The sequence below is a fragment of the Reyranella sp. genome, from assembly GCF_004297265.1.
GTDB lineage: Bacteria > Pseudomonadota > Alphaproteobacteria > Reyranellales > Reyranellaceae > Reyranella.
The window spans coordinates 106555-128329 of record NZ_SCUT01000025.1 but is presented as its reverse complement, the minus strand read 5'-3'; the positions used below and the strand labels follow the sequence as shown (position 1 = coordinate 128329).

The following is a 21775-nucleotide window of genomic DNA, read 5'->3' as shown; positions in this document are numbered from 1 at the left end:
AGGTTGCACTGCAAACACCGCCCCCCCAAAAGCCGCCGAAATTCCAGTGATCGTAGAAGCACTGTTTCCGACCTATCGCTTCGACAAGGCCGAGACCGATGATTTCATGGTCATCGACCAGTGGTCCTATGCCTGGGCGGCTTTCAGCGGCCCGCTGTTCGTGCTTTCGAAGCGACTTTACTTCCTGGCCTTCGTCGCCATGATCGCCATGATCGCCATTGCGGGCGGCGTCATCTTCGGTCTCACCATCATCGTCTACCTGTTCAGCGCCTCTCTGGAGGGCATGCTCCTCATGCTCATTACCGTCGTCGGCGGCATTGCGCTGAACGGAATCGTAGCCGTGCGCTTGGTTCGCTACGGCTACCTGCAGAGGGGCTGGCGCCTGGGCTACTAATGGTGATGCGGATGGTAGCCGTGATGGTGGCCGCCGCCGAACCGGTCGATGTGTAGTGGCTGCTTAGCGAGTCCTGGGCAGAACGTGTTCACCACCTTCTCGAGCTTGTCGTAGAGCGCCTTGGCAGGCTTGCGGCCCCGCTCCAGCCGCTCCCGGGCCTTCTCGGCCAGACGTGCAAGCTGCGCCATGTCGACGTTCAGCAGCTTGCGGTCCTCGAGAATCATGCGGCCGGCGACCATCACCGAATGCACGGCCGATCCGTCTTCGGTATGTACGATCTGGTTCGTCGGATCGTTGAACGGGATCCAGTTGATGTGGCCCAGGTCCAGGAACACGATATCGGCCTTGTAGCCGGCTTCCAGCTTGCCGATCTTGTCGCCGAGTCCCAGAGCCCGTGCGCTGCCGGCCGTAGCCGCGTGCAACACTTCCTCGGTCGTGATCCACTCGCGGTTGTCCGGCCCCTGCACCTTCGACACCATCGAGGCCAATCGCATGTTCTCGTACATGTTCTGATTGTCTGAACAGCTCGCGCCGTCAGTGCCGATGCCGACATTGACCTTGGCATCCAGCATGCCGCGCATGTCGGCAATGCCGTTGCCCAGCACCATATTCGAACCGGGATTGTGCGAGACCGAGGCGCCCTTGTCGCCCAGCAGCTTCATGTCGTCGCCATCGAGCCAGACGCCGTGCGCCACGGTGAACTTCGGCCCGACGAGGCCCAGCGAATCCATATAGGCGGTGAGCGACGTGCCGTAGAGCCTGTAACCCGCGATCACCTGGACTTTCGACTCGGAGACGTGGGTGTGAAGGCCGGTATCATAATCCTTTGCGAGCTTCAGGCAGGCCAGCAGGAACTCCCGGCTGCAGTGATGCGGGATGGTCGGCGCTACGGCCAGATGCACACCCTGCCGGTCGAGTTTCCAGCCGTGCAGCGCCTTCTTCATCTGCTTCACGCTCGCCTTGTAGGGCGAGAATTGATAGGCCTCGACCTCCTTCTGCAGCGAGGGCGGCAGCTGGTCCATCAGGCCGGGAATGGCCTGGAAGAAGCTGGTGTCGGCCACCATCGGCGCCAGCATCGCGCGCATGCCGACATCGGCATAGGCCTGTCCGATCGCGGCGAGCCCCTCCGCCGTCGGCATGGGGAACTCGGCCGCAAGATCGTAGGCCGCGGTGCAGCCCTTCATCACCATTTCGCACGCGCCGATCAGGCTCGACAGGTACTTGTCCTCAAGCGTGCGGGCGCCGCTCATGTAGGGACCCGCCGTCAGCAGCAGCTCCAGGGTCACCCGGTCGACCATGCCCTTCGCGAGATTGCCGTGGCTATGCGTGTGGCCGTTGATCAGGCCGGGATGCAGCAGCTTGCCTCTGGCGTCGATCACGATGGCCGACTCCGGCGCCGAGACCTTCGTTCCGATCTCGGCGATCGTGTCGCCATTCACCAGGATATCGGCCTTGGGCGCGGCATGGCCCTTGATGTCGACCACCCGGCCGCCACGGATGACGGTCATCGACGTTTTCGGCGCTTTCGCCATATCCACTCTCCCCTTGCGCGGCCGGTCAGGCACCCGGCGTCGTATTGCTGCTCGACCACGGGAAGAAGACCCGCTCGGCGACGACCACGATCTGGAACAGCACGACGCCCATCACCGACAGGATGATAAGCGCCCCGAATGCCACGGGCACCTTGAAGAACGCCGTAGAGGTCTGGATCAGGAAGCCCAGCCCGGAATCAGCGTTGACGAATTCCGCGACGACCGCACCGACGACGGCGAGCGAGATCGCCACCTTGAGGCCCGCGAAGATGAAGGGAATCGCATAGGGCAGCCTGATCCGCAGCAACTCGCTGAGCTTCGAGGCGCGGCAGGCGCGGCTGAGTTCGATCAGTTCCGGCGGCACCGAAAGCAGCCCGGTCGCGATCGAGATGACCAGCGGGAAGAACGCCACCAGCACGGTGATGACGATGCGCGGCAATTCGTTGGTCCCGAGCAGCACCACGAGGATCGGGGCGAGCGCCACCTTGGGGATCGACTGCGTCCAGACGAGGAACGGATAGACGGCCGCCGCGATCGCGGGAGATGCGGTGAGGATCACGGCCAGCGGCAGGCTGATCAGGATCGAGACCACGAAGCCCAGCATCACGGTCTTGAAGGTCGCCAGCGTATGGCCGGCAACCGTGGGACCGATGGCCATCGTGTCCTTCCAGATATCGGCCGGCGACGGCACGAGATAGGCCGGGATCTTGAAGAGGCGGCAGGCGCCCTCCCACAGCACGAACAATCCAATCGTGGCGAAGATCGGAACCACCACCTCGTAGAGGGCGGCGCTCTTCTTCCTGCGGCGGGGCGGCTTCTGCCGCTCGTCAAGCGGCGGCGCGGCCTGGACCGACATGACGTGTTCCGAAGATGAGTTGGCGGATGCGCTGGCTGGCCTCGTGGAATTCCGTCGAGGCCTCGGTCTCAAAGCTGCGCGGGCGCGGCAGGCCGATATCGATGATCTCGGCGATCCTCCCGGGCCGCGGCGACATCACGACCACACGATCGGCCAGCACCACGGCCTCCGTGATCGAATGCGTCACGAAGAGTACGGTCTTCGGCCGCTCGCTCCAGATGCGCAGGAGCTCCATGGTCATCTCCTCGCGTGTCAGTGCGTCGAGCGCCCCGAACGGCTCGTCCATCAGCAGGATGTCGGGATCGTGCACCAGTGCCCGGCAGATCGCGACCCGCTGCTGCATGCCGCCCGACAGCTCGCGCGGCGACTTGCCCTCGAAGCCCTTGAGGCCCACCAGCTTGAGCAGCGCCATCGCCTTGTCAGTGCTGGTCGAATCGATGCGATGCATCATGCGCAACGGGAACAGCACGTTGTCCAGCACGCTGGCCCAGGGGAGCAGGGTCGGTGCCTGGAAGACGATGCCGGTTTCCGCCCGCGGCTCGGTGATCTCCTCTCCGCCGATCGAGGCTCGTCCCGCGGTGGGCAGGATCAGTCCGGCAACGATGCGCAACAGCGTGGACTTGCCGCAGCCCGACGGGCCCACCAGGGTGATGAACTCGTTGCGACCGATCTCCAGCGACACGTCCTGCAATGCCGTGACCTGATCGCCGTCACGGCTGTTGAAGATGCGTGTGACCCGGTTGAGCGAGATCACGTCGGGGCGCCTACCTGGTGACCTTGCTCGTGTCGATTGCGGTCTTGTAGTCGAATTCGGGCTTCAGCTCGTTCGCCGTGGCGATCGTCTCCCATGAGAATTTGAGTCGCTCCGGGCTTTCCTTGCCCCAGCCGAATTCCTTGCTGTGGTCGTTGAAGACGAACTTCATCACGGCCTTCACGCTGCCCATGCAGTCGTCCAGCTCGACCTCGGGAAAGCGCGCGACATGCAGCTTGCAGGCTTCCTCGGGATTGGCCGCGGCCCATTCGAAGGCCTCCTTGGTGGCGGCCAGGAAGCGTTTCACCAGGTCGGGCTTGTCCTGGATCATCTTGTCAGTGGTGATGAGCGAAGCGGCGTAGATCTTGAAGCCGACCTCGACGAACGGCAGGGGCAGGATCTCCTCGCCCGCCTTCACCGCGGCCTTGTTGATGTAATAGTAATGGATCGAATAGAACGGCGCGGCGTCGATGTTCTTGGCGATGAGCTGCGCGGCCATCGCGGCCCCGTCCATGTTCGTCCAGATCAGCTTGTTGGGATCGGTGCCCGCCTTCTTGGCGACCTCCGGGAAATAGAACCGGTGACTGTTGCCCGGCGTGATGCCGATCTTCTTGCCTTCAAGCCCCTTGAAGTTGGTGATGCCCGAACTCTTCAGCACGAACAGCGAATGCGGCGATTCGTTGTAGAGCACGGCGATGGTCTTGACTGGCACGTTGGTGCGCGCCCTGGCGGTCATGACGGCCGCGATGTCGGCAACACCGAAGTCCGCCGCACCAGACGCCACCTTGGTGACCGTGTCACCGGAGCCGTAGCCGCGCGTGATGGTAATGTCGATGCCGTGCTTGGCGTAGATGCCCTTGCTCCAGGCACCGTAATACATTGCGTGCTCGCCCGACGGGATCCAGTCGGTCTGGAAGCGGACCTTGTCCTGGGCCAGCGCCGGCACGGCCGAAATCAGCGTCAGCGCAAGCGCGGCCAACCCTGTGCGCCGGCGGAACGATGATGACTGCAATGATGCCTCCTGTCCGTGTCGAGCACTGTCGGCGGAAGCAATTTGGGTGCCACGCAGCTGTCGCTAGGCGAGCCAGCCCAAGGTCGCCGCGACCAGAACGGCATAGCGCGCGGTCTTGCCGATGGCGACCAGCACGACGAAGAGCGGCAACGGCGCACGCATGGCACCCGCCACCACGGTGAGGGCGTCCCCTCCGAACGGCAGCCAGGCGAACAGCAAAGACCATACGCCCCAACGGGTATACCAGCGCTCGACCCTCTCGTAGTCCCCCGGCTTCACCGGGAACCAGCGGCGGTCGCGGAAGCGCTCTATCAATCGCCCCAGCAACCAGTTGACCACCGAGCCCAGCGTATTGCCTACGCTGGCCGCCAGCAGCAGCGTCGGCCAGTACGTCGGTTCGGCCACCAGCAAACCCACCAGAATCAGCTCGGACTGGAAGGGAAAGACCGTGGCGGCAAGGAAGGCAGCGCCGAACAGGCCGGTGTGGCTGAGGACAAAGGCGCTCATCGAGCAACCTCATTACTGCCTGGAAGAGTGCGCGGATAGCGCGCTGAAATCAGGACCATTTCCGGAAAATCGCTTTCTGCGATTCGATGCAACACCTTCCAGCAAGCGGCGTTGATCCAGCACAGCCCACGCCATTCGAAACGACAATGGAGGAACACCATGAAGAAGACCCTCGTTACGCTCGCCGCGATCGCCGCGACCACCATCGGCGGTGCCGCCTTCGCGCAGACGATGCAGCCCAGCACGCCGGCCGGCCGCGACATGAATTCCATGCCGGGCCAGACCAGCAACCCGAACACCAATCTCCCCGCGACTTCGCCGAACGCGACGGCGGCGGAAGCCGCAGCCAAGTCGAAGCTCGAGGCCAAGGGCTATAACGGCATCAAGTCGCTGACCCGCGACACCGCGGGCAACTGGACGGGCAAGGCCATGCGCAACAACGTCGAAGTCGCCGTGACGCTGGACCCGGCAGGCAATATCCGCGAGCAGTAGGAGCCACACCCTACGCGTCTGCGGTACGGCGGAGCGTCCTACCCTCGTGGGGCGCTCCGTTCGCATGCGTGGTTCCGTCACGTCAGCAAGATTACGCAGTGGCGCGGGCCCGGCTGCCCACTAGGATGCAGGTGTCCACGCTTCATGTGACGAGGGAACATCCGCATGCGCACCGTCAAGGACGTGACTTTCGACCTGCTCCGCAAGCTCGGCCTGACGACGATCGTGGGCAATCCTGGTTCGACGGAAGAGACTTTCCTCAAGAATTTCCCGACGGATTTCGATTACGTGCAGGCGCTCCAGGAAGCGAGCGTCGTCGGAATCGCCGACGGCATTGCGCAAGGCCTGCGCAAGCCGGTCATCGTGAATGTCCATACGGGCGCCGGCATGGGCAATGCGCTCGGCTGCATTGTGACCGCCTACCAGAACAAGACTCCCCTGATCATCACGGCCGGCCAGCAGACGCGCGAGATGCTGCTGCTCGAGCCGCTCCTCACCAACATCGACGCCGTGACTTTGCCGCGGCCCTGGGTGAAGTGGTCCTATGAGCCCTCGCGGGCGGAGGACATCCCCGCCGCGTTCATGCGCGCCTATGCGACGGCCCTGCAGCAGCCGGCCGGCCCGGTATTCCTCTCCCTGCCGCTCGACGACTGGGACAGGCCGATGCCGGAGATCGATGTCTTCCGCACGATCGCCACGCGCGTCGGCCCCGATCCGGCGCGCGTCGCCGAATTCGCCGAGCGCATCAATGCCGCAAGGTCGCCCGTCATCGTCTATGGCTCGGATCTGGCGCGCAGCCAGGCCTGGAACGACGGCATCCGATTTGCCGAAACGCTCGGCGTGCCGGTCTGGACCGCGCCGTTTGCCGAGCGCACCCCTTTCCCGGAAACCCATCGCCAACATGCCGGCGCGCTGCCGCCCGCGATCGGACCGCTGGGGCAGAAATTCAAAGGCCACGATCTGGTGATCGTGATCGGTGCCCCGGTCTTCCGCTATTATCCCTATGTCGGCGGCGACTACGTGCCGAAGGGCACCCAGCTCCTGCAGGTCACCGACGATCCGAACATGTCGTCCAAGGCGCCGGTCGGCGACAGCCTGGTATCCGATGCCAAACTCTTCCTCGAGGCAATCCAGCCGATGCTGAAGAAGCGGACCTCATCCGTGTCCGCGCCCCTGCGGGCCATGCCGAAGAAGCCCGACATGGACGCACAGCCGCTGGCGGCCGATGCGATCATGGCGGCGGTGCGCGACGCCTGTCCGGCCGACTATGTCCTCGTGGAGGAAGCGCCCTCGGTCGTGGCCGAGATGCAGGACCAGTTCCGCATCGACAAGCCCGATACCTTCTACACCTTTGCCTCTGGCGGCCTCGGCTGGGACATGCCGGCTGCCGTCGGTCTCGCACTGGCCGAGCGCAGTAGTAGCGGCCGCCATCGCCCTGTCATTGCCCTCATGGGCGACGGCTCCTTCCAGTATTCGATCCAGGCGCTCTACACGGCGGTTCAGCAGAAGGCGCATGTCGTCTTCGTCGTCCTGCAGAACCACGAATATGCCATCCTGAAATCCTTCGCCGAACTCGAGGAGACGCCCAACGTGCCCGGCCTCGATCTGCCTGGCATCGATCTCGAAGCCCTGGCGAAGGGTTACGGCGCGCCGGCGACGCTGGCCAAGACCGGCGCGGAGGTGACCGCAGCCGTTGCCGCGGCCATCGCCCGGCCCGGGGCCAGCGTGGTCGTCGTGCCGCTCACGCGGAAGCGTCACGCCCTGCTTTGAGGGCCATCCATCCGGTGTCGGGCGGCGCGCGATCGGCCATAGGCGAAGTAGATCACCAGGCCGATCGCGATCCAGAGCACGAGCCGCGCCCAGGTTACCGGCGCCAGCCCAACCATCAGACCAAGACAGGAGAAGATGCCGAGCATCGGCACCAGCGGTACGGCCGGTACCCGGAACGGACGTGGGGCATGCGGCTCCAGACGGCGAAGCCGAACCACCGACGCGCAGACCATCAGGAAGGAAAACAGCGTGCCGACGCCGACCAGCTCGCTCAGCGTCTCGATCGGCGCCACGGCGGCTATAGCGGCCACGATCACGCCGATCAGGATCTGACTCATCCAGGGCGTCTTCAGCCGCGGGTGGATGCGGCTGAACAGCGGCGGCATCAGGCCGTCATGCGCCATGGTTGCGAAGATGCGGCCCTGTCCATAGAGCAGAACTAGGATCGCTGTCGTGATCCCGATCATCGCACCGAGCTGGATCAGCGCGGCTAACCAGCCGATGCCCATGCGATCGACCGCCAATCCGACCGGAGCCGCCACGTTCAGCTCGGGGTACGGCACGACGCCGACGAGCACGCCCGCCACCAGGACATAAAGGATCGTCGAGAGCACGAGGGCCCCGAGAATGCCAATCGGCATGTCGCGCTGCGGGCGCCTCGCTTCTGGTGCGCAATTGGAGACGGCATCGAACCCGATATAGGTGAAGAACACGACCGAGGCGCCGTGCAGGACGCCGCTCCAGCCGAAGGTCCCGAAAGTGCCGCTGTTCGGCGGCACGAACGGCTGCCAGTTCGCGACCGAGACATGGCTGATCCCGAAGCCGATGAACGCCAGGATGACGAGCAGCTTGAGCGCCACCATGAGATTGTTGAGCTGCGCCGACTCGCGCGTTCCCCGCACGAGCAGGAGCGTCAGAAGCGCCACGATCGCCGCGGCCGGCAAATTGGCGATCGCGGTTGCCGTCGTACCGTCGGCGAGCTGGACGGCCTGGCCGGTCGAGGTCGACAGCCGGGGTGGGATGGCAAGACCGAGGGACGCCAGCGTGCCGTTGAAGTAGCCCGACCACCCGACGGCCACCGCGGCCGCACCGATCGAATATTCAAGGATGAGGTTCCAGCCGACCAGCCACGCCGCGAGCTGGCCCAGGCTTGCATAGGTATAGATATAGGTGCTGCCGGAAACGGGCATCAGCGCCGCCAGCTCCGCGTAGCAGAGCGCGACGAACGCACAGGCGATGCCGGCCAATACAAAGGACACGACCACGGCGGGGCCGGCGTACAGGGCGGCCGCCGTGCCCGTCAGGACGAAAATGCCGGCGCCGATGATGGCACCGATGCCCATGAAAACGATGCTGATGGGGCCCAGGACTTTGGGCAAAGGCGCGGCATGGGCGCCCGAGGCCAGGATATCGGAAAGCAACTTACGCGACGCGGCGCCTTTGATTTTCATTCGATTCCCCTACCCCCTCTTAGCAAGACCGGGGCGGACACCCTATATAAACCGCATGCGCCCCACCCTGCTCACCCTCGTCTTCGTGATGGCCCTGGTCGCCGCGGCGGACACGGCCTTCGGCCAGCTCGTGCCGGGATCGATCGGCAATGGCGGCCGCATGCCCGACACCATGTCGCCTGGGGCCTTGCAACCGCCTCCCGTCGCCCCGCCCGCCCCCGTCATGGCGCCGCCGGCGCCCCAGCCCAATACCTATTCCCTGCAGCGCGACCGGCTTGAGAACCAGGGCTACAAGGTGCAGCGCCTCGAGCAGGAAAACGACGGATCCTGGCGCGCCAGAGTTAGCCGCGACGCCGTGCCGACCCGGCCACAGGGCGTGCCGAAGAAGGTCACGATCCATCCCAACGGGCAGGTGATCGAGGAGTACTAGGCCGAAATATCGTATCGGTTCACGTCGTCCGGAGAATTTTCGACACCGATGTCGGGCCACAGGGCCCTCGCTCGTCCTTGGGGCAGACACATCGGAGTACTGCCATGAGAAAGATCGTTGCCGGAGCCTTCGTGAGCCTCGACGGCGTGATGCAGGCACCGGGCGGGCCACCGGAAGATCCCTCGGGCGGCTTCACCTATGGCGGCTGGACCGTACCCTATTGGGACGAGCCAATGGGCCAGTTCATGAGCGAATGTTTCACCCAGCCCTTCGACTTGCTGCTCGGCCGCAAGACCTACGAGATCTTCGCTGCACACTGGCCCTTCGTCGGCGAGGACGATCCCATCGGCAAGACCTTCAACGAGGTGACCAAATACGTCGCCACCTCCTCGACGACGCCGCTTACCTGGAAGAATTCCGTCGCCTTGAACGGTGATGTCGCCGCCAGGATCGCCAGGCTGAAACAAGGCAAAGGCCCCATCCTTCTCACGCAGGGCAGCAGCGTACTTCTTCAGACCCTGCTGAGCCACGATCTGGTCGATGAGTTCCGGTTGCTCACCTTCCCGCTCGTCCTCGGCTCGGGCAAGCGGCTGTTCGGCCAGGGCACGCAGGCTGGCGCGTTGAAACTCGTTGAGAGCAAGGTCTCGACGACCGGGGTGACGATGGGCGTCTACTCGCGTGCCGGCGCCGTGGAGATCGGCAGCTTCGAGCTGCCGAACACGTCCGAGGCCGAGCTGGCCCGTCGCGAAAAGGCGAAGCGCGAAGGTTGAGGGATTACTGACCCGTTCTGATGTTCGCGTCCTTGATGACCTTTGCCCATTTTGGAATATCCGCGGCGATGGCAGCCCGGGTCTCTTCCGGCGTACTGCCCATGAGGTCGAGGCCCATGGCGGTGAATTTCTCCTTCATCTCGCGATCGGCCAGCACCTTCAGCGACTCCGCCCGCACCTTGTCCACGATCGGCTTGGGCAGGTCGGCCGGGCCCAGCAGCGCGAACCACGAGGTCGCCTCGAAGCCCGGAAAGCCCTGCTCGGCGAGCGTCGGCAGGTCCGGCGCACCCGGCGTGCGCTTCAGCGAGGTGACGGCGATGCCGCGCACGCGGCCATCGCGCACCAGTGGCATCGCCGCCCCGGCGTTCTGGATGCCGACCTGGACGACGCCACTCATCAGGTCAACCATGTTGGCGCCGCGGTACGGGATGTGTTCCATCCTGATGCCGGCCAGAAAGCAGAACAGCTCGCCCGCGATGTGCTGCGGCGTGCCGACACCCGGCGTGCCGTAGGACAGCTTGCCCGGATTGGCCTTGGCGTAGCCGATCAGCTCGGGGATCGATTTCACCGGCAGGTCGTTGTTCACCATGAATAGCGACGGCATGACCAGCGAGGTCGAGATCGGCGTGAGGTCCTTCAGTGGATCGAACGGCAGGGCCTGCATCGACGGCAGGATCGTGATCGCGGCGTTTCCCGACCACATCAGCGTGTATCCATCGGGCGCGGCCTTGGCGACACGGTCGACGCCGATCGCACCCGAATTGCCGGCGACGTTCTCGACGATCACCGGCTGGCCCCAGGCCTCGGAGAATTTCTGTGCGAACATCCGCGCCGTGACGTCGGTCGAACTCCCGGCCGTGAAGCCAACGACGATCTTGACCGGCCTGTCCGGCCAGTTGGCCTGGGCAAGGACCGGCGGCGCAAACACCAGCAGAATCAGGCATGTGAAAACGGTGCGAATACGAGTCAGCATCGTGAAATCCTCCCGGAATGCGGTCTTTGCCGCCTGAGTGCGAGGTTATGAAGCTTGCATCCGGTCGGCAACTGCTGCGCGCCTCCGCGTCCGTGCTGCGAAGTTTCGCGTCTGGCGCGCAGCCATTCTTTGGTGCAATGGCATATGGATCGAAAGGTGGCTGTAAGGCCGGGCTGCGATAGCAACGTCTTGTTTTCGGAGGAATGAGTGGCTGTTTCCCATCCAGTAGACACGCATGTCGGGAACCGACTGCGCCAGCGGCGCGCCCTCCTCGGCATGAGCCAGACGGATCTCGGCAAGGCCGTGGGTCTCACCTTTCAGCAGGTCCAGAAGTACGAGCGCGGTTTCAACCGCGTCAGCTCAAGCCGCCTGTTCGAGTTCGCCAAGGTCCTCGACGTTCCGGTGGCCCACTTCTTCGAAGGCATGGACGCCGCAGCCGCAGGCGCCAAGCGCAAACCCGGCCGCCCCAAGGCGAACGCGAGGCCGGCGGATGCCGATCTAAACACCAAGCGCGAGACGCTCGAGCTTGTCCGCGCCTATTACAAGATTCGCAGCAAGAGCTTGCGTACGAAGACGCTGGACCTCATCGAGGCGCTCGCCAAGGATTGACGGCGGGACGAAACGTCCGGCTTTTGGCAGCGTTGAGGAAAGTTCCTCTTCCCTTCAGGCCGGTGTTTTGATGATGCCTCGTCCTCTCGCTTGGGGCTCTGCCCTGCTCCTGATGCCGGCGGTCGCCGCCTGCAATGACGGCCCCCCGCTGAAAGCACCGCCGCCCGACGCCCCCATGTCGACGGTCCGCTACCAGTGTCAGCAGAACAGGACGATCGTAGCGGACTTTTACGACGGCAAATCGAGCGTCGGAGCCGACGGGCGGCCCATTCCCGGCGGCCGGGTCGTCGTGCAGCTGAGCGACGGACGGAAGTTCAGCCTGCCGCAGACTCTTTCGGGGTCTGGAATCCGCTATGCCGATTCGAGTGGCACCTTCGTCTTCTCGAGCAAGGGTGACACCGCCCTCGTCGAGGAAGGCTCCGGCCAGACCGTGACCTACCGCGACTGCGTCCAGAAGCGCTGAGGCCCGGCCCTAGCGCCGCCCCGCCAGCGCGCGGTTCTCGAGGCGACTCAGCAGTCGCACGACCGGCCAGAGCAGCAGGAAGTAGATCACCGCCGCCATCACGATTGGCGTCGGATTGTAGGTGATGCTCTGCGCCTGCCGCGCCTCGTAAAGCAGCTCCGGCACGGCGACCACCGACCCCAGAGACGTGAGCTTGACCACTTCCAGCGTGTTGGAGAGCAGGTCGGGCATCACGTTGCGCACCGCCTGGGGCAGTACGACGTATCGCATGGCCTGCATCCGCGTGAGACCGGTGGAACGCGCCGCCTCGACCTGCCCGGCCGGCACGGAATCGATTCCGGCGCGGAAGATCTCACCGTAATAGGAGCCGGTGTTCAGGAAGAAGGCGATCGCCACGCAGGCGAAGCCGCCCAGTTCGAGGCCGGCGAACGGCAGGCCCGCGAACAGCAGGACCAGCAGCACCAGCGGCGGGAAGGCCCGGAAGAAGTCGACCCAGGCCATCAGCGGCCAGCGCACCAGCGGATGCCTGATCGAGGCGAGCAGCGCCAGGATCAGGCCGCCCAGCAGGCCGAGCGGCACCACAATCAGCGACAGCAGGATCGTGTTCCAGAGGCCCGTCAGCACGATGGGCCAGGCCGCCTTCATGATCTCGATGTTGAAGAAGGCCTCGATCATCGCTTCCACGCGAACCTGGTTTCGATCCAGCGCGCCGCAACGACCACGGGGAGGAACAGGACGACATAGGCCGCCGCGCCCATCATCAGCGGCGAGGGATTGTACGAGTTGGACATCGCCGAACTCGCCTGTCCGAGGATCTCGGTCACCGCCACGACGGTGCCGAGCGCGGTCCCCTTGGTGATCGCGATGGTGCGGTTGGTCAGCGGCGGGATGGTGAGCCGGAAGGCCTGCGGAAGTACCACGTTGAACAGCGTCTGGCCGAACGACAGGCCGGTCGAGCGCGCGGCCTCCCACTGCCCCTTCGGGATCGAGGTGATTCCCGCCCAGAAGATCTCCTCGGAAAAGGCCATCAGCACGAAGGCGAGCGACAGCCAGGTCGAGACGAATCCCGACGGGGCCGGCCCTGCATAGGGCAGGCCGAAATACATCAGGACGATGATGACCAGCGGCGGCAGGGAACGGAACAGGTCGACGGTGAAGACGATCAGCCAATTGAGCGGCCGGATCGCCAGGCTCCGCAGCAGGGCCAGCGCGAGCCCCGCCCCGAGGCCCGTCACGACGATCAGCAGCGCGAGCTCGATGGTCACCACCACACCGGACAGGATGTCCGGCAGGTACTTCACCATGACCTTCGCGTTGAAGAAGGTCTCGACGAACTTGTCCCAGCCGCTCATTGCCGTGCGGCCCTCAGTGCCGCTGGATCTGGCCGATGAAGGCGCGCGTGCGTTCCTGGGTCGGGTTCTCGAAGATCGCCGCGGGCGGCCCCTGTTCCACGATCAGCCCGTCATCCATGAACACGACCCGGTCGGCCGCATTGCGCGCGAAGCCCATCTCGTGGCTGACGACGATCATGGTCATGCCGCTTTCGCGCAGGCCGCGCATCACCTCGAGCACCGAACCGACCAGTTCGGGATCGAGCGCGCTGGTCGGCTCGTCGAACAGCATTACGCGCGGCTCCAACGCAATCGAACGGGCGATGGCGACCCTCTGCTGCTGGCCACCGGAAAGCTGGCCCGGGGTATGGTCCGCACGCTCGGCAAGACCTACGCGTTCGAGCGCCGCCCGGCCGAGCGCCTCGGCTTCGGCTCGCCCCTTGCCGGCCACCTTGCGCAGCGCCAGCGTCACGTTCCCCAGCGCCGTCATGTGCGGATAGAGATTGAACGACTGGAAGACCATGCCGATGCGACGGCGGGCATGGTTGATGTCGGTCTTCGCGTCGAGCATGTCGATGCCGTCGACCACGATCGAGCCAGAGGATGGCTCCTCCAGCCGGTTGAGGCAGCGCAGCAGCGTCGACTTGCCCGAGCCCGATGGTCCGATGATGAATACCAGCTCGCGCTCATCCACCTTCAGATCGACACCCTTCAGGACATGGAGGGTGCCGAAATGCTTGTGGATGGCGCGCGCATCGACGATGTGATTCGTTACCATGAGCCTAATCCGTCGCCTCGACGGGAGGCGACGATAACGTCAGTTGCACTTCAGCTCGTGCGGCGTCGGGTCGTAGCCCGGCATGCCCGGCACGCCGTAGCCCGGCGTCACCACCACGGCGAGATCGTCGTCCGCCGGCTTCTTGTTGAACCACTTCTCGTAGAACTTCGCCATCGTGCCGTCCTTCTTCATGCAGTCGAGCGCATCCTGCAGCTCGGCGCGAAGCTCAGGCTTGTCCTTCGGCACGGGTGCGGCCCAGTGGGCGCGCGTTTCGGCGAGTTCGAGGTCGGCGATGAACTGCGGGTTCTTCGAGGCGGCGTAGACGATCGTCGTGTTGCCGCCGAGCGTGGCGTAGGCGCGGCCGGAGAGAACGGCCTGCGTGGCATCGGGCTGCGTGTCGTAGACCTGCACGGTGAAGCCGTGCTCCTCGCCCATCTTCTTGGCGAGAGTTTCGTACGGCGTACCCTTATTGGTCGCCACGACCTTCCCCTTCAGGTCGGCCCAGCTCTTGATCGGCGCACTGCCCTTCTTGATGCCGAACTGGAAGGCGGTCCACAGATAGCCCGCAGTGAACAGCATGTTCTCGGCGCGCTCCTTGGTCACCGTCGTCGGCGCGGCGATGAAGTCGTAGCGGCCGGACTGCATGCCCGGGATCAGGGTCGAGAAGCTCACGGCATCGATCGTGATGTCGCGCTTCATGCGCTTGGCCACTTCGGTAAAGACGTCGATCTGGAAGCCCTCGACGCCGCCGCCGAGCTTCGGCATGGCATGCGGAGCGAAGGTGCCGTCGACACCCGTGCGCAGCGGCGGCTTCTTGTCCTGGGCGAATGCCGGGCTCGCACACATCAGAGCTGCGATCGCGATCGCAGCGAATCGGCGTTGCATCATCAAAGCGCTTTCCTTCCCATGAAATCCCCAGGACACGACGTTAGATCAGGCATTGTTGAATAGCAATTTACAGGCCATCTTGCGGCTATGTCCGACCGCATCCTCGTCATCAATCCCAACTCTACCGAGGCCGTCACCCGCGGCATCGACGCCGCCATGGAGCCGTTGCGCATCGAGGGCGGCCCGGCCATCGAATGCGTCACCTTGAAGGACGGCCCGCCCGGCATCGAGAACCAGGGCCATGTCGAGCAGGTCGTTCCGCTGATCGGCGCCATGGTGAAGCAGCGCGACAACGATTGCTCGGCCTTCGTCATCGCCTGCTACTCCGACCCCGGCCTGCATGCCGCGCGCGAACTCACGACCAAGCCGGTGCTCGGCATCGCCGAGAGCGGCATCCTGACCGCCCTCACCCTCGGCCAGCGCTTCGGCGTCATCTCGATCCTGCGCAAGTCGATCCCGCGCCACCTGCGTTATGTCGGCCAGATGGGGCTGAACGACCGCATGGCCGGCGACCGCGCGATCGGCCTGGGCGTCGTCGAACTCGCCGATGAGGCCCGTACCTTCAGCCGCATGGCCGAAGTCGCCGCCGAGCTGCGCGACGAGGACGGCGCCGACGTGCTGGTGATGGGCTGCGCCGGCATGGCGCGCTACCGCGACCGCCTGCAACGCCATGTCGGCCTGCCGGTCGTCGAGCCGAGCCAGGCCGCGGTTTCGATGGCGATCGGTCGCAGCCGGCTCAACTGGTCCTAACCGTCTATTCGGCCGCGGCCTTCACGACAGGCGCTGCCGGGAACTCCATGCGGTCGTTGGTGCGGCAATAGCGGTCGGCGAACATGCGTCCGACCGGCTGATACTTGTCCATGTAGACACGCTTGGCCTTGTCGTCCCACAGCTCGTCGCGGATGTGGAAGCGCAGCCCCTCGCCGATCACGAGCTGGCGGTCGTCCTTCACGTTGATGACCTGCCAGGTCCTGCATTCCATCGCCCACGGCGCATCGGCCAGGCGCGGCGTCTTGATGTCGACCGACGGCGCGAGCTTCAGGCCGAGATAGTCGGGTTCGCCGACGTTCGGCGGAAAGTCGCCGCTCGATTCGTGCATCTTGAGCGCCAGCGGCTCATCGGTCAGATTGACCACGAACTCGCCGGTGCGCTCGATGTTGGTCCAGGTGTCCTTGAGACGCCCGTCCGGCCGCTTGTTGATCGCGAACATGCAGAGCGGCGGGTCTTCAGCGAAGACGTTGAAGAAGCTGAACGGCGCCGCATTGACCACACCGGTCGGCCCGAGCGTCGTCACCCAGGCGATCGGCCGCGGCAGCACGAAGGCCGTCAGGACCTTGTAGCGCTCGTGCGGCGTCAGGTCGTTGGAAGCGTATTGCATTTCTTCGATCCTCAGTTCGACGGTTCGACTTTAACGCCGGTGCGCTCGCTGATCAGCTTGTAGTGCTCCGGGCGGCGGTGCTTGGCGAAGTTGAAGGTGGTATTGCGGATGTATTCGCCGAGGCCGAGGTCGCAATCGTAGGAGATGACCTCGTCGTCCTCGGTCGTGCCCTTGGCGACGATCTCGCCGGTCGGCGCGACGATCACCGAGCCGCCATGCAGCCAGAACCCATCTTCCTTGCCGGCCTTGGCCGTGGCGACGACCCAGATGCCGTTCTGGTAGGCAGCTGCCTGCAGCGAGAGCATGTGGTGGAACACGCGCAGGTACGGCGGCTCGTGCGGCGCATAGACATTGTCGCTCGGCGTGTTGTAACCCAGCACCACCATCTCGGCGCCCTTCAGCGCCATGACGCGGAACGTCTCGGGCCAGCGGCGGTCGTTGCAGATGCACTGGCCGACGATCACCTCGTCCTTGAACATCTTCCAGACGTTGAAGCCGAGATTGCCGACCTCGAAATACTTCTTTTCGAGATGCTGGTACGGCACGGTCGGCCGGTGCTCGTCATGGCCCGGCAGGTGGACCTTGCGGTACTTGCCAATCAGCCTTCCATCGGGTCCCACGAGGATCGACGTGTTGAAGTGATGGGTCGATCCCTCTTCCTCGGTCCGCTCGGCATAACCCAGGTAGAAGCCGATACCCTTCTCGCGCGCCAGCTCGAACAGCGGCAGCGTCTCCGGGCTCGGCATCTGACTCTCGAAGTATTTCTCGACCTCGTTCGGATCCTCCATCCAGTAGCGCGGGAAGAAGGTCGTCAGCGCGAGTTCGGGAAACACGATGAACTTGGAGCCGCGGCTGTCGGCCTCCTTCAGCATCTCGATCATGCGCTTGACCACGCTCGCGCGGCTGTCGGCGAGATGGATCGGACCCAGTTGGGCGGAAGAAACTTTCAGACGGCGGGACACGTGCTTCACTCCTCTAGAACAGCGGCTTCAGCCCGAAGCGTGACATGGCCTGCAGCTCGGGCGTGGACTGGCCGATGGGCTTGGACGAATCAGGCGAGGCGCAGGGCAGGAACCGGCCCGAGCCGCGCTCGGCGTTCAGCTTGCCGTCCTCGACGACCACGCGACCCCGGCTCACGACGGTGATCGGCCAGCCCTTGAGTTGGCGGCCCTCGTAGGGCGTATAGCCGACATTGTCGTGCAGGTCCTTCCAGGTGACCGTCACGTCCTTGTCCGCATCCCAGATGGCGAAGTCGGCATCCGACCCCACGGCGATGGTGCCCTTCTTCGGATAGAGGCCGTAGAGCTTGGCGTGGTTGGCCGAGGTCAGCGCCACGAACTGCTGCAGGGTGATGCGCCCCTTCTGGACGCCTTCCGAGAACAGCATCGGCAGCCGGATCTCGAGGCCCGGGACCCCGTTGGCCATTTCCTTGAAGGTGGTCTTGTCGCCCTTGGGGATCTTGCCGCCGGCATTGAACTGATAGGGCGCGTGGTCGGACGAGAAGGTCTGGAACGTGCCGTCCTTCAGCGCCGCCCAGACGGCTTCCTGTGCCGCCGAATCGCGCGGCGGCGGGCTGCAGCACCACATGGCGCCCTCGACGCCGGGCTTGTCCATGTCGTCGGCGGTCAGCGCGATATACTGCGGGCAGGTCTCGCCGAAGATCTTCAGGCCCCGCTTCTGCGCCTGGCGCAACGTCTCGATCGCCTCGATCTCCGACATGTGCACCAGCAGTAGCGGCGCATCGACCAGCCGCGCCAGCGAGATCGCGCGGTTGGTCGCCTCGGCCTCGGCGATGCGGGCATGGGCGATGGCGTGGAACTTCGGCGCGCCATGGCCCTGGTCGACCAGGTGATGCGCCAGCCACTGGATCATGTCGTGGTTCTCGGCATGCACCATGACCAGCGCGCCGTCGCGCCGCGCCACCGCCAGGATGTCGAGGATCTGGTAGTCGCTGACCTTCATCGCATCGTAGGTCATGTAGATCTTGAACGAGGTGTAGCCATCCTTGATCAGCGCCGGCAGTTCCTGCCCCAGCGCCTGAGGCGTCGGATCGGTCACGATCAGGTGGAAGGCATAATCGATCACCGCCTTCGGCGTCGCCGCCTCGTGATAGTCGTTCACCACCTGCCGCAGCGACATGCCGCGATGCTGGGCGGCAAAGGGAATGACGGTGGTCGTGCCGCCGAAGGCGGCGGAGACGGTGCCCGTATAGAAATCGTCGGCGCACATCACGCCCATGCCCGACTTCTGCTCGATGTGACAGTGGCTGTCGACGCCGCCTGGCAGGACGAACTTGCCGCCGGCATCGATCTCGCGCGTGCCCTGTCCCTTGAGATCGGGGCCGATCTCGACCACCTGCCCGCCGTTGACGGCGATGTCACCCTCGGTCTGCCGCTCGGCCGTGACGATCTTGGCGTTACGGACGATCAAATCATACTCAGCCATTCTTCCTACTCCGCCGCCTTGGCGAGGCGGCCGGTCGCCGCCAGACGCCGCTCGAGGCGCGCAATCATCCCGTCGAGTTCGCTCTTGTCCGCCGCCGTCAGCGAGGAGCCGGGCGCGCGCTGTTTGGGGCTCTTGATGGCGCCACGACGGAACAGGACTTCCTTGCGCAGCGCCAGGCCGATCGCCGGCTGCACCTCGTGGCGCACCAGCGGAAGGTAGATGTCGAACAGGTCCTCTGCCTCTTCCGCCTTGCCCTTGGCGAAGAGCTCGTAGACCTGCACCAGCATCTCGGGCCAGGCGAAACCGGTCATCGCGCCGTCGGCCCCACGGCGCATTTCCTGCGGATAATAAAGACCGCCATTGCCGACCAGGATCGAGACGCGGCGGCGGCCCGGCTTCTTCTCGCCCTCGCGCACCTTTGTCAGCTTGGCGAGCCCCGGCGCGTCCTCATGCTTCAGCATCACGAGTTGCGGGAAGTCGTCGACCAGCCGCTCGAACACACTGACCGGCAGGTAGACGCCGGTGGTCTGCGGGTAGTCCTGATTGACGACCGGAATGTCCGGACCGAGTGCCTGGAAGACCTGCGCATAATAGTTGTAGAGGCCCTCGTCGCCCTTGAGGCCTGAGGGCGGAGCGACCATCACGCCGGAGGCGCCGGCCATCATCGCCTCGTGCGAGAGACGGCGGACGTTCTCCAGTCCGGCATGGCTCACGCCCACGATCACCTGCCGGCCCTGCGCACGTCCGATTACGCGATTGACGACGGAGATGGATTCGTCGGCTGTCAGCTTGTGCGCCTCACCCATCATTCCAAGTAGGGTGAAACCATGTACGCCACAGCCCAAATAAAAGTCGGTCAATGTGTCGACGCTCTGGAGATCGACGGCGCCCTCGTCGGTGAAGGGCGTCGCGGCAATGATGTACACGCCCTTCGCCTGCTCGTTCAGCTTGCCTGATGACATCGTTGACGCTCCTCGGCGCGGTTCTTGCAATGCCCCGTCCTGACGTTGCAGCGATCATGCCACCCACGGTGCGCTTGTCGAGCATCGCGGCGTCGGCCAGTGTTCTTACCCGAAGAGGAACAGGTTTCGAAGTAAATGGCGCGGCATATTGCTCATCGATTGATGATTTCGCTTCCGGTCCTGTTGGGGGTGCTGCTCATCGGTTTTCTGCTGTTGCAGGTCGTGCCCACGGATCCGGCCACCGTCGTCGCGGGTCCGACCGCGACCAAGGCGGAGATCGACGCGATCCGCAACGATCTCGGCCTCAACCAGCCGCTCTGGGTCCAGTTCGGGCGCTATCTCGGCCGCGTCCTCCAGCTCGACCTCGGCCGCTCGATGATCTCCAATCGTGCCGTCGTCGACGAGATCGCGCTCACGCTCTGGCCGACCGTCGAACTGATGCTGGCCTGCCTCGTCTGGGCAGTGCCGCTCGGCATCACGCTGGGCACGCTCGCGGCACGCCGCCGCGGCACGGCCATCGACCGTGCCATCATGGCGCTCTCGGTCATGGGCGTGTCCGTACCGATCTTCTGGGTGGGCCTGCTGCTGATCCAGTATGTCGGCGGGGCGGGCCTGCTTCCCTTCCAGGGGCGCAACGGTCCGATCTGGACGGCCGACGGCTTCATGAGCATCATCCTGCCATCCATAACCCTGGGTGCCGTCTTCGTCGGTCCGGTTGCGCGCATGACGCGCACCTCCCTGCTGGAGACGCTGGGCGCCGATTACGTGCGCACCGCGCGCGCCAAGGGCGCCTCGGACTGGCGCGTCACCATCCGCCATGCGCTGCGCAACGCCATGATCCCGGTGGTGACGCTGGTTGGCTTGCAGATCGGCTTCCTGCTGGGCGGCTCGATCGTTACTGAAACCATGTTTGCATGGCCGGGCGTCGGCCGCATGGCGGTGGGCGCGATCACGTCGAGCGACTTCCCGCTGGCGCAGGGCGCGATCCTGATCCTTGCGGTGGGTTTCATGGCGATCAATCTCTGCGTCGACGTGCTCTACGCCTATCTCGATCCCCGGATCGCCCGCGGATGACCGACGCCGCCCTTCCCCTGCAAAGCCAGGCCGACCAGCGCGCCATCGCCGCGATCCGCCGCAAGAATGCCGTTTGGCGTCGCATCCTGCGCGACCCGCCCGCCGCGATCGCGGCCCTCTTCCTCATCTTGATTGTCGGGGCCGCCCTGCTCGCGCCCTGGATCGCGCCGTTCGATCCCTACGCGTCCAACATGCGGATGCGCCTCTGCCCGATCGGCGGCGCGCGCTGCCCGGATTTCCTGCTGGGCGCCGACAATCAGGGCCGCGACATGCTCAGCCGCATCCTGTTCGGCCTGCGCGCCACCCTGGGAATCGGCATCGTCGCCGTGATGGTCGGCGGCGGCCTCGGTGCGCTGATCGGCTTGAGCGCCGCCTATTTCAGGCGCCTCGATCAGCCGCTGATGCGCCTGGTCGACGTGCTGCTCTCCTTCCCCTCGATCCTGTTCGGCCTCGCCATCGCGGCCGTGATGGGCACCGGTCTTCTGTCTCTGGTCGTTGCGCTCAGCATCGCCTCGGTCCCGTCGATCGCCCGCATCGCCCGCGGGGCCGCGCAATCGATCATGCAGCAGGAATACATGGAGGCCGGCCGCGCGGTGGGCCTCGGCGACGGGGCGCTGATCTGGCGCTATCTCGCGCTCAACTGCTGGCCGACCATCCTGATCTACATGACGCTCCAGCTCGGGCAGGCGATCCTGCTGGGTGCCGCGCTCTCCTTCCTGGGCCTCGGTGCGCAGCCGCCCACCGCGGAGCTGGGCAGCATGGCCGCCGACGGCCGTAAGTTCCTGTCGATCGCACCCCAGGTCTCGACCCTGCCCTGTGCGGCGATCTTCCTCGTGGTTCTCGCGTTCAATGTCCTGGGCGACGCGCTGCGCGACGCCCTCGATCCGAAGTTGAGGCAATAAACTTGAT

The 21775-nt window shown here is 64.9% G+C and carries 25 protein-coding genes; 10 read left to right on the top strand and 15 right to left on the bottom strand.

The features are described 5' to 3' along the window. The first annotated feature begins 46 nt into the window (after positions 1–46). Positions 47–394, top strand: coding sequence for a hypothetical protein (locus EPO41_RS11250; RefSeq protein WP_296324783.1), 348 nt, complete (start codon positions 47–49; stop codon positions 392–394). On the opposite strand, the gene EPO41_RS11245 is transcribed toward EPO41_RS11250, so the two are convergent. The 5 genes from EPO41_RS11245 to EPO41_RS11225 form a co-directional block, all read right to left on the bottom strand. Next, positions 391–1926 carry an amidohydrolase family protein gene (locus EPO41_RS11245; RefSeq protein WP_296324780.1) on the bottom strand — a complete coding sequence of 512 codons (1536 nt, stop codon included), beginning with the start codon at positions 1924–1926 and terminating at the stop codon, positions 391–393. The genes EPO41_RS11250 and EPO41_RS11245 overlap by 4 nt on opposite strands. A 25-nt stretch (positions 1927–1951) precedes the next feature. Then, entirely contained in the window at positions 1952–2782 is an 831-nt protein-coding gene (locus EPO41_RS11240) for an ABC transporter permease (protein ID WP_296324777.1), read from the bottom strand. Further along, on the bottom strand, positions 2754–3536 hold the full coding sequence (locus EPO41_RS11235) for an ABC transporter ATP-binding protein (protein WP_296324773.1): 783 nt from the start codon (positions 3534–3536) through the stop codon (positions 2754–2756). The genes EPO41_RS11240 and EPO41_RS11235 overlap by 29 nt, the downstream gene beginning before the upstream one ends. Before the next feature lie 10 nt (positions 3537–3546). Further along, positions 3547–4545 carry an ABC transporter substrate-binding protein gene (locus EPO41_RS11230; RefSeq protein ID WP_296324769.1) on the bottom strand — a complete coding sequence of 333 codons (999 nt, stop codon included), beginning with the start codon at positions 4543–4545 and terminating at the stop codon, positions 3547–3549. A gap of 63 nt (positions 4546–4608) precedes the next feature. Next, positions 4609–5052 (bottom strand): YqaA family protein, encoded by a 444-nt coding sequence (locus EPO41_RS11225; protein WP_296324766.1) that lies wholly within the window; start codon positions 5050–5052, stop codon positions 4609–4611. 159 nt (positions 5053–5211) lie between these two features. Here EPO41_RS11225 and EPO41_RS11220 point away from each other — a divergent pair, with 159 nt between their 5' ends. Further along, positions 5212–5544: a hypothetical protein gene (locus EPO41_RS11220; protein ID WP_296324763.1), complete on the top strand. Its 333-nt coding sequence runs from the start codon at positions 5212–5214 to the stop codon at positions 5542–5544. 165 nt (positions 5545–5709) lie between these two features. Next, positions 5710–7314, top strand: a complete 1605-nt coding sequence (gene mdlC, locus EPO41_RS11215) for a benzoylformate decarboxylase (RefSeq protein WP_296324761.1) — start codon at positions 5710–5712, stop codon at positions 7312–7314. On the opposite strand, the gene EPO41_RS11210 is transcribed toward mdlC, so the two are convergent. Continuing rightward, the gene (locus EPO41_RS11210; protein WP_296324758.1) at positions 7299–8765 is read right to left on the bottom strand and encodes an amino acid permease; all 1467 of its coding nucleotides are present in this window, start codon (positions 8763–8765) and stop codon (positions 7299–7301) included. The genes mdlC and EPO41_RS11210 overlap by 16 nt on opposite strands. 55 nt (positions 8766–8820) lie before the next feature. Here EPO41_RS11210 and EPO41_RS11205 point away from each other — a divergent pair, with 55 nt between their 5' ends. Further along, positions 8821–9195 (top strand): hypothetical protein, encoded by a 375-nt coding sequence (locus EPO41_RS11205; protein WP_296324756.1) that lies wholly within the window; start codon positions 8821–8823, stop codon positions 9193–9195. Positions 9196–9299: 104 nt separating this feature from the next. Then, on the top strand, positions 9300–9965 hold the full coding sequence (locus EPO41_RS11200) for a dihydrofolate reductase family protein (RefSeq protein WP_296324754.1): 666 nt from the start codon (positions 9300–9302) through the stop codon (positions 9963–9965). A gap of 4 nt (positions 9966–9969) precedes the next feature. Here EPO41_RS11200 and EPO41_RS11195 read toward each other — a convergent pair whose 3' ends face one another. Beyond that, the gene (locus EPO41_RS11195; RefSeq protein WP_296324753.1) at positions 9970–10938 is read right to left on the bottom strand and encodes a tripartite tricarboxylate transporter substrate binding protein; all 969 of its coding nucleotides are present in this window, start codon (positions 10936–10938) and stop codon (positions 9970–9972) included. Between the two features lie 207 nt (positions 10939–11145). Here EPO41_RS11195 and EPO41_RS11190 point away from each other — a divergent pair, with 207 nt between their 5' ends. Then, entirely contained in the window at positions 11146–11547 is a 402-nt protein-coding gene (locus tag EPO41_RS11190; RefSeq protein WP_296324751.1) for a helix-turn-helix transcriptional regulator, read from the top strand. Between the two features lie 70 nt (positions 11548–11617). Further along, positions 11618–12010 carry an MliC family protein gene (locus tag EPO41_RS11185; protein ID WP_296324748.1) on the top strand — a complete coding sequence of 131 codons (393 nt, stop codon included), beginning with the start codon at positions 11618–11620 and terminating at the stop codon, positions 12008–12010. A 9-nt stretch (positions 12011–12019) separates the two neighbouring features. Here EPO41_RS11185 and EPO41_RS11180 read toward each other — a convergent pair whose 3' ends face one another. The 4 genes from EPO41_RS11180 to EPO41_RS11165 are packed head-to-tail and all read right to left on the bottom strand — an operon-like array spanning position 12020 to position 15007. Further along, positions 12020–12685 carry an amino acid ABC transporter permease gene (locus tag EPO41_RS11180; protein WP_295136347.1) on the bottom strand — a complete coding sequence of 222 codons (666 nt, stop codon included), beginning with the start codon at positions 12683–12685 and terminating at the stop codon, positions 12020–12022. After that, positions 12682–13362, bottom strand: coding sequence for an amino acid ABC transporter permease (locus tag EPO41_RS11175; protein ID WP_296324745.1), 681 nt, complete (start codon positions 13360–13362; stop codon positions 12682–12684). The genes EPO41_RS11180 and EPO41_RS11175 overlap by 4 nt, the downstream gene beginning before the upstream one ends. A gap of 13 nt (positions 13363–13375) precedes the next feature. Continuing rightward, on the bottom strand, positions 13376–14119 hold the full coding sequence (locus EPO41_RS11170; RefSeq protein ID WP_296324742.1) for an amino acid ABC transporter ATP-binding protein: 744 nt from the start codon (positions 14117–14119) through the stop codon (positions 13376–13378). A gap of 39 nt (positions 14120–14158) precedes the next feature. Further along, on the bottom strand, positions 14159–15007 hold the full coding sequence (locus tag EPO41_RS11165; RefSeq protein WP_296324740.1) for a transporter substrate-binding domain-containing protein: 849 nt from the start codon (positions 15005–15007) through the stop codon (positions 14159–14161). Between the two features lie 87 nt (positions 15008–15094). Here EPO41_RS11165 and EPO41_RS11160 point away from each other — a divergent pair, with 87 nt between their 5' ends. Then, complete coding sequence (locus EPO41_RS11160) at positions 15095–15757, top strand: aspartate/glutamate racemase family protein (protein WP_296324738.1); 663 nt, start codon at positions 15095–15097, stop codon at positions 15755–15757. 4 nt (positions 15758–15761) lie between these two features. Here the strand turns inward: EPO41_RS11160 and EPO41_RS11155 are convergent, their stop codons facing one another. Genes EPO41_RS11155 through EPO41_RS11140 form a run of 4 tightly spaced genes read right to left on the bottom strand, consistent with a single transcriptional unit; the run spans position 15762 to position 19792 of the window. Beyond that, positions 15762–16385 (bottom strand): flavin reductase family protein, encoded by a 624-nt coding sequence (locus tag EPO41_RS11155; RefSeq protein WP_296324736.1) that lies wholly within the window; start codon positions 16383–16385, stop codon positions 15762–15764. An 11-nt stretch (positions 16386–16396) separates the two neighbouring features. Next, positions 16397–17347, bottom strand: a complete 951-nt coding sequence (locus EPO41_RS11150) for an N-carbamoyl-D-amino-acid hydrolase (RefSeq protein ID WP_296324734.1) — start codon at positions 17345–17347, stop codon at positions 16397–16399. A 13-nt stretch (positions 17348–17360) separates the two neighbouring features. Continuing rightward, positions 17361–18830: a dihydropyrimidinase gene (gene hydA / locus EPO41_RS11145; protein WP_296324732.1), complete on the bottom strand. Its 1470-nt coding sequence runs from the start codon at positions 18828–18830 to the stop codon at positions 17361–17363. Between the two features lie 5 nt (positions 18831–18835). Continuing rightward, complete coding sequence (locus EPO41_RS11140) at positions 18836–19792, bottom strand: dihydrodipicolinate synthase family protein (protein WP_296324730.1); 957 nt, start codon at positions 19790–19792, stop codon at positions 18836–18838. 135 nt (positions 19793–19927) lie between these two features. On the opposite strand from EPO41_RS11140, the gene EPO41_RS11135 reads away from it, so the two are divergent. Further along, positions 19928–20866: an ABC transporter permease gene (locus EPO41_RS11135; protein WP_296324729.1), complete on the top strand. Its 939-nt coding sequence runs from the start codon at positions 19928–19930 to the stop codon at positions 20864–20866. Continuing rightward, positions 20863–21768: an ABC transporter permease gene (locus EPO41_RS11130; RefSeq protein ID WP_296324727.1), complete on the top strand. Its 906-nt coding sequence runs from the start codon at positions 20863–20865 to the stop codon at positions 21766–21768. Before EPO41_RS11135 ends, EPO41_RS11130 begins: the two co-directional genes overlap by 4 nt. Positions 21769–21775: the final 7 nt, after the last annotated feature.

Coding starts and splice junctions, on each gene's coding strand:
- EPO41_RS11240 (WP_296324777.1), bottom strand. CDS start 2,782: ATGTCGGTCCAGGCCGCGCCGCCGCTTGACGAGCGGCAGAAGCCGCCC.
- EPO41_RS11175 (WP_296324745.1), bottom strand. CDS start 13,362: ATGAGCGGCTGGGACAAGTTCGTCGAGACCTTCTTCAACGCGAAGGTC.
- EPO41_RS11170 (WP_296324742.1), bottom strand. CDS start 14,119: ATGGTAACGAATCACATCGTCGATGCGCGCGCCATCCACAAGCATTTC.
- EPO41_RS11130 (WP_296324727.1), top strand. CDS start 20,863: ATGACCGACGCCGCCCTTCCCCTGCAAAGCCAGGCCGACCAGCGCGCC.
- EPO41_RS11200 (WP_296324754.1), top strand. CDS start 9,300: ATGAGAAAGATCGTTGCCGGAGCCTTCGTGAGCCTCGACGGCGTGATG.
- EPO41_RS11210 (WP_296324758.1), bottom strand. CDS start 8,765: ATGAAAATCAAAGGCGCCGCGTCGCGTAAGTTGCTTTCCGATATCCTG.
- EPO41_RS11185 (WP_296324748.1), top strand. CDS start 11,618: ATGATGCCTCGTCCTCTCGCTTGGGGCTCTGCCCTGCTCCTGATGCCG.
- EPO41_RS11195 (WP_296324753.1), bottom strand. CDS start 10,938: ATGCTGACTCGTATTCGCACCGTTTTCACATGCCTGATTCTGCTGGTG.
- EPO41_RS11160 (WP_296324738.1), top strand. CDS start 15,095: ATGTCCGACCGCATCCTCGTCATCAATCCCAACTCTACCGAGGCCGTC.
- EPO41_RS11180 (WP_295136347.1), bottom strand. CDS start 12,685: ATGATCGAGGCCTTCTTCAACATCGAGATCATGAAGGCGGCCTGGCCC.
- EPO41_RS11220 (WP_296324763.1), top strand. CDS start 5,212: ATGAAGAAGACCCTCGTTACGCTCGCCGCGATCGCCGCGACCACCATC.
- hydA (WP_296324732.1), bottom strand. CDS start 18,830: ATGGCTGAGTATGATTTGATCGTCCGTAACGCCAAGATCGTCACGGCC.
- EPO41_RS11140 (WP_296324730.1), bottom strand. CDS start 19,792: ATGTCATCAGGCAAGCTGAACGAGCAGGCGAAGGGCGTGTACATCATT.
- mdlC (WP_296324761.1), top strand. CDS start 5,710: ATGCGCACCGTCAAGGACGTGACTTTCGACCTGCTCCGCAAGCTCGGC.
- EPO41_RS11165 (WP_296324740.1), bottom strand. CDS start 15,007: ATGATGCAACGCCGATTCGCTGCGATCGCGATCGCAGCTCTGATGTGT.
- EPO41_RS11205 (WP_296324756.1), top strand. CDS start 8,821: ATGCGCCCCACCCTGCTCACCCTCGTCTTCGTGATGGCCCTGGTCGCC.
- EPO41_RS11155 (WP_296324736.1), bottom strand. CDS start 16,385: ATGCAATACGCTTCCAACGACCTGACGCCGCACGAGCGCTACAAGGTC.
- EPO41_RS11225 (WP_296324766.1), bottom strand. CDS start 5,052: ATGAGCGCCTTTGTCCTCAGCCACACCGGCCTGTTCGGCGCTGCCTTC.
- EPO41_RS11245 (WP_296324780.1), bottom strand. CDS start 1,926: ATGGCGAAAGCGCCGAAAACGTCGATGACCGTCATCCGTGGCGGCCGG.
- EPO41_RS11135 (WP_296324729.1), top strand. CDS start 19,928: ATGGCGCGGCATATTGCTCATCGATTGATGATTTCGCTTCCGGTCCTG.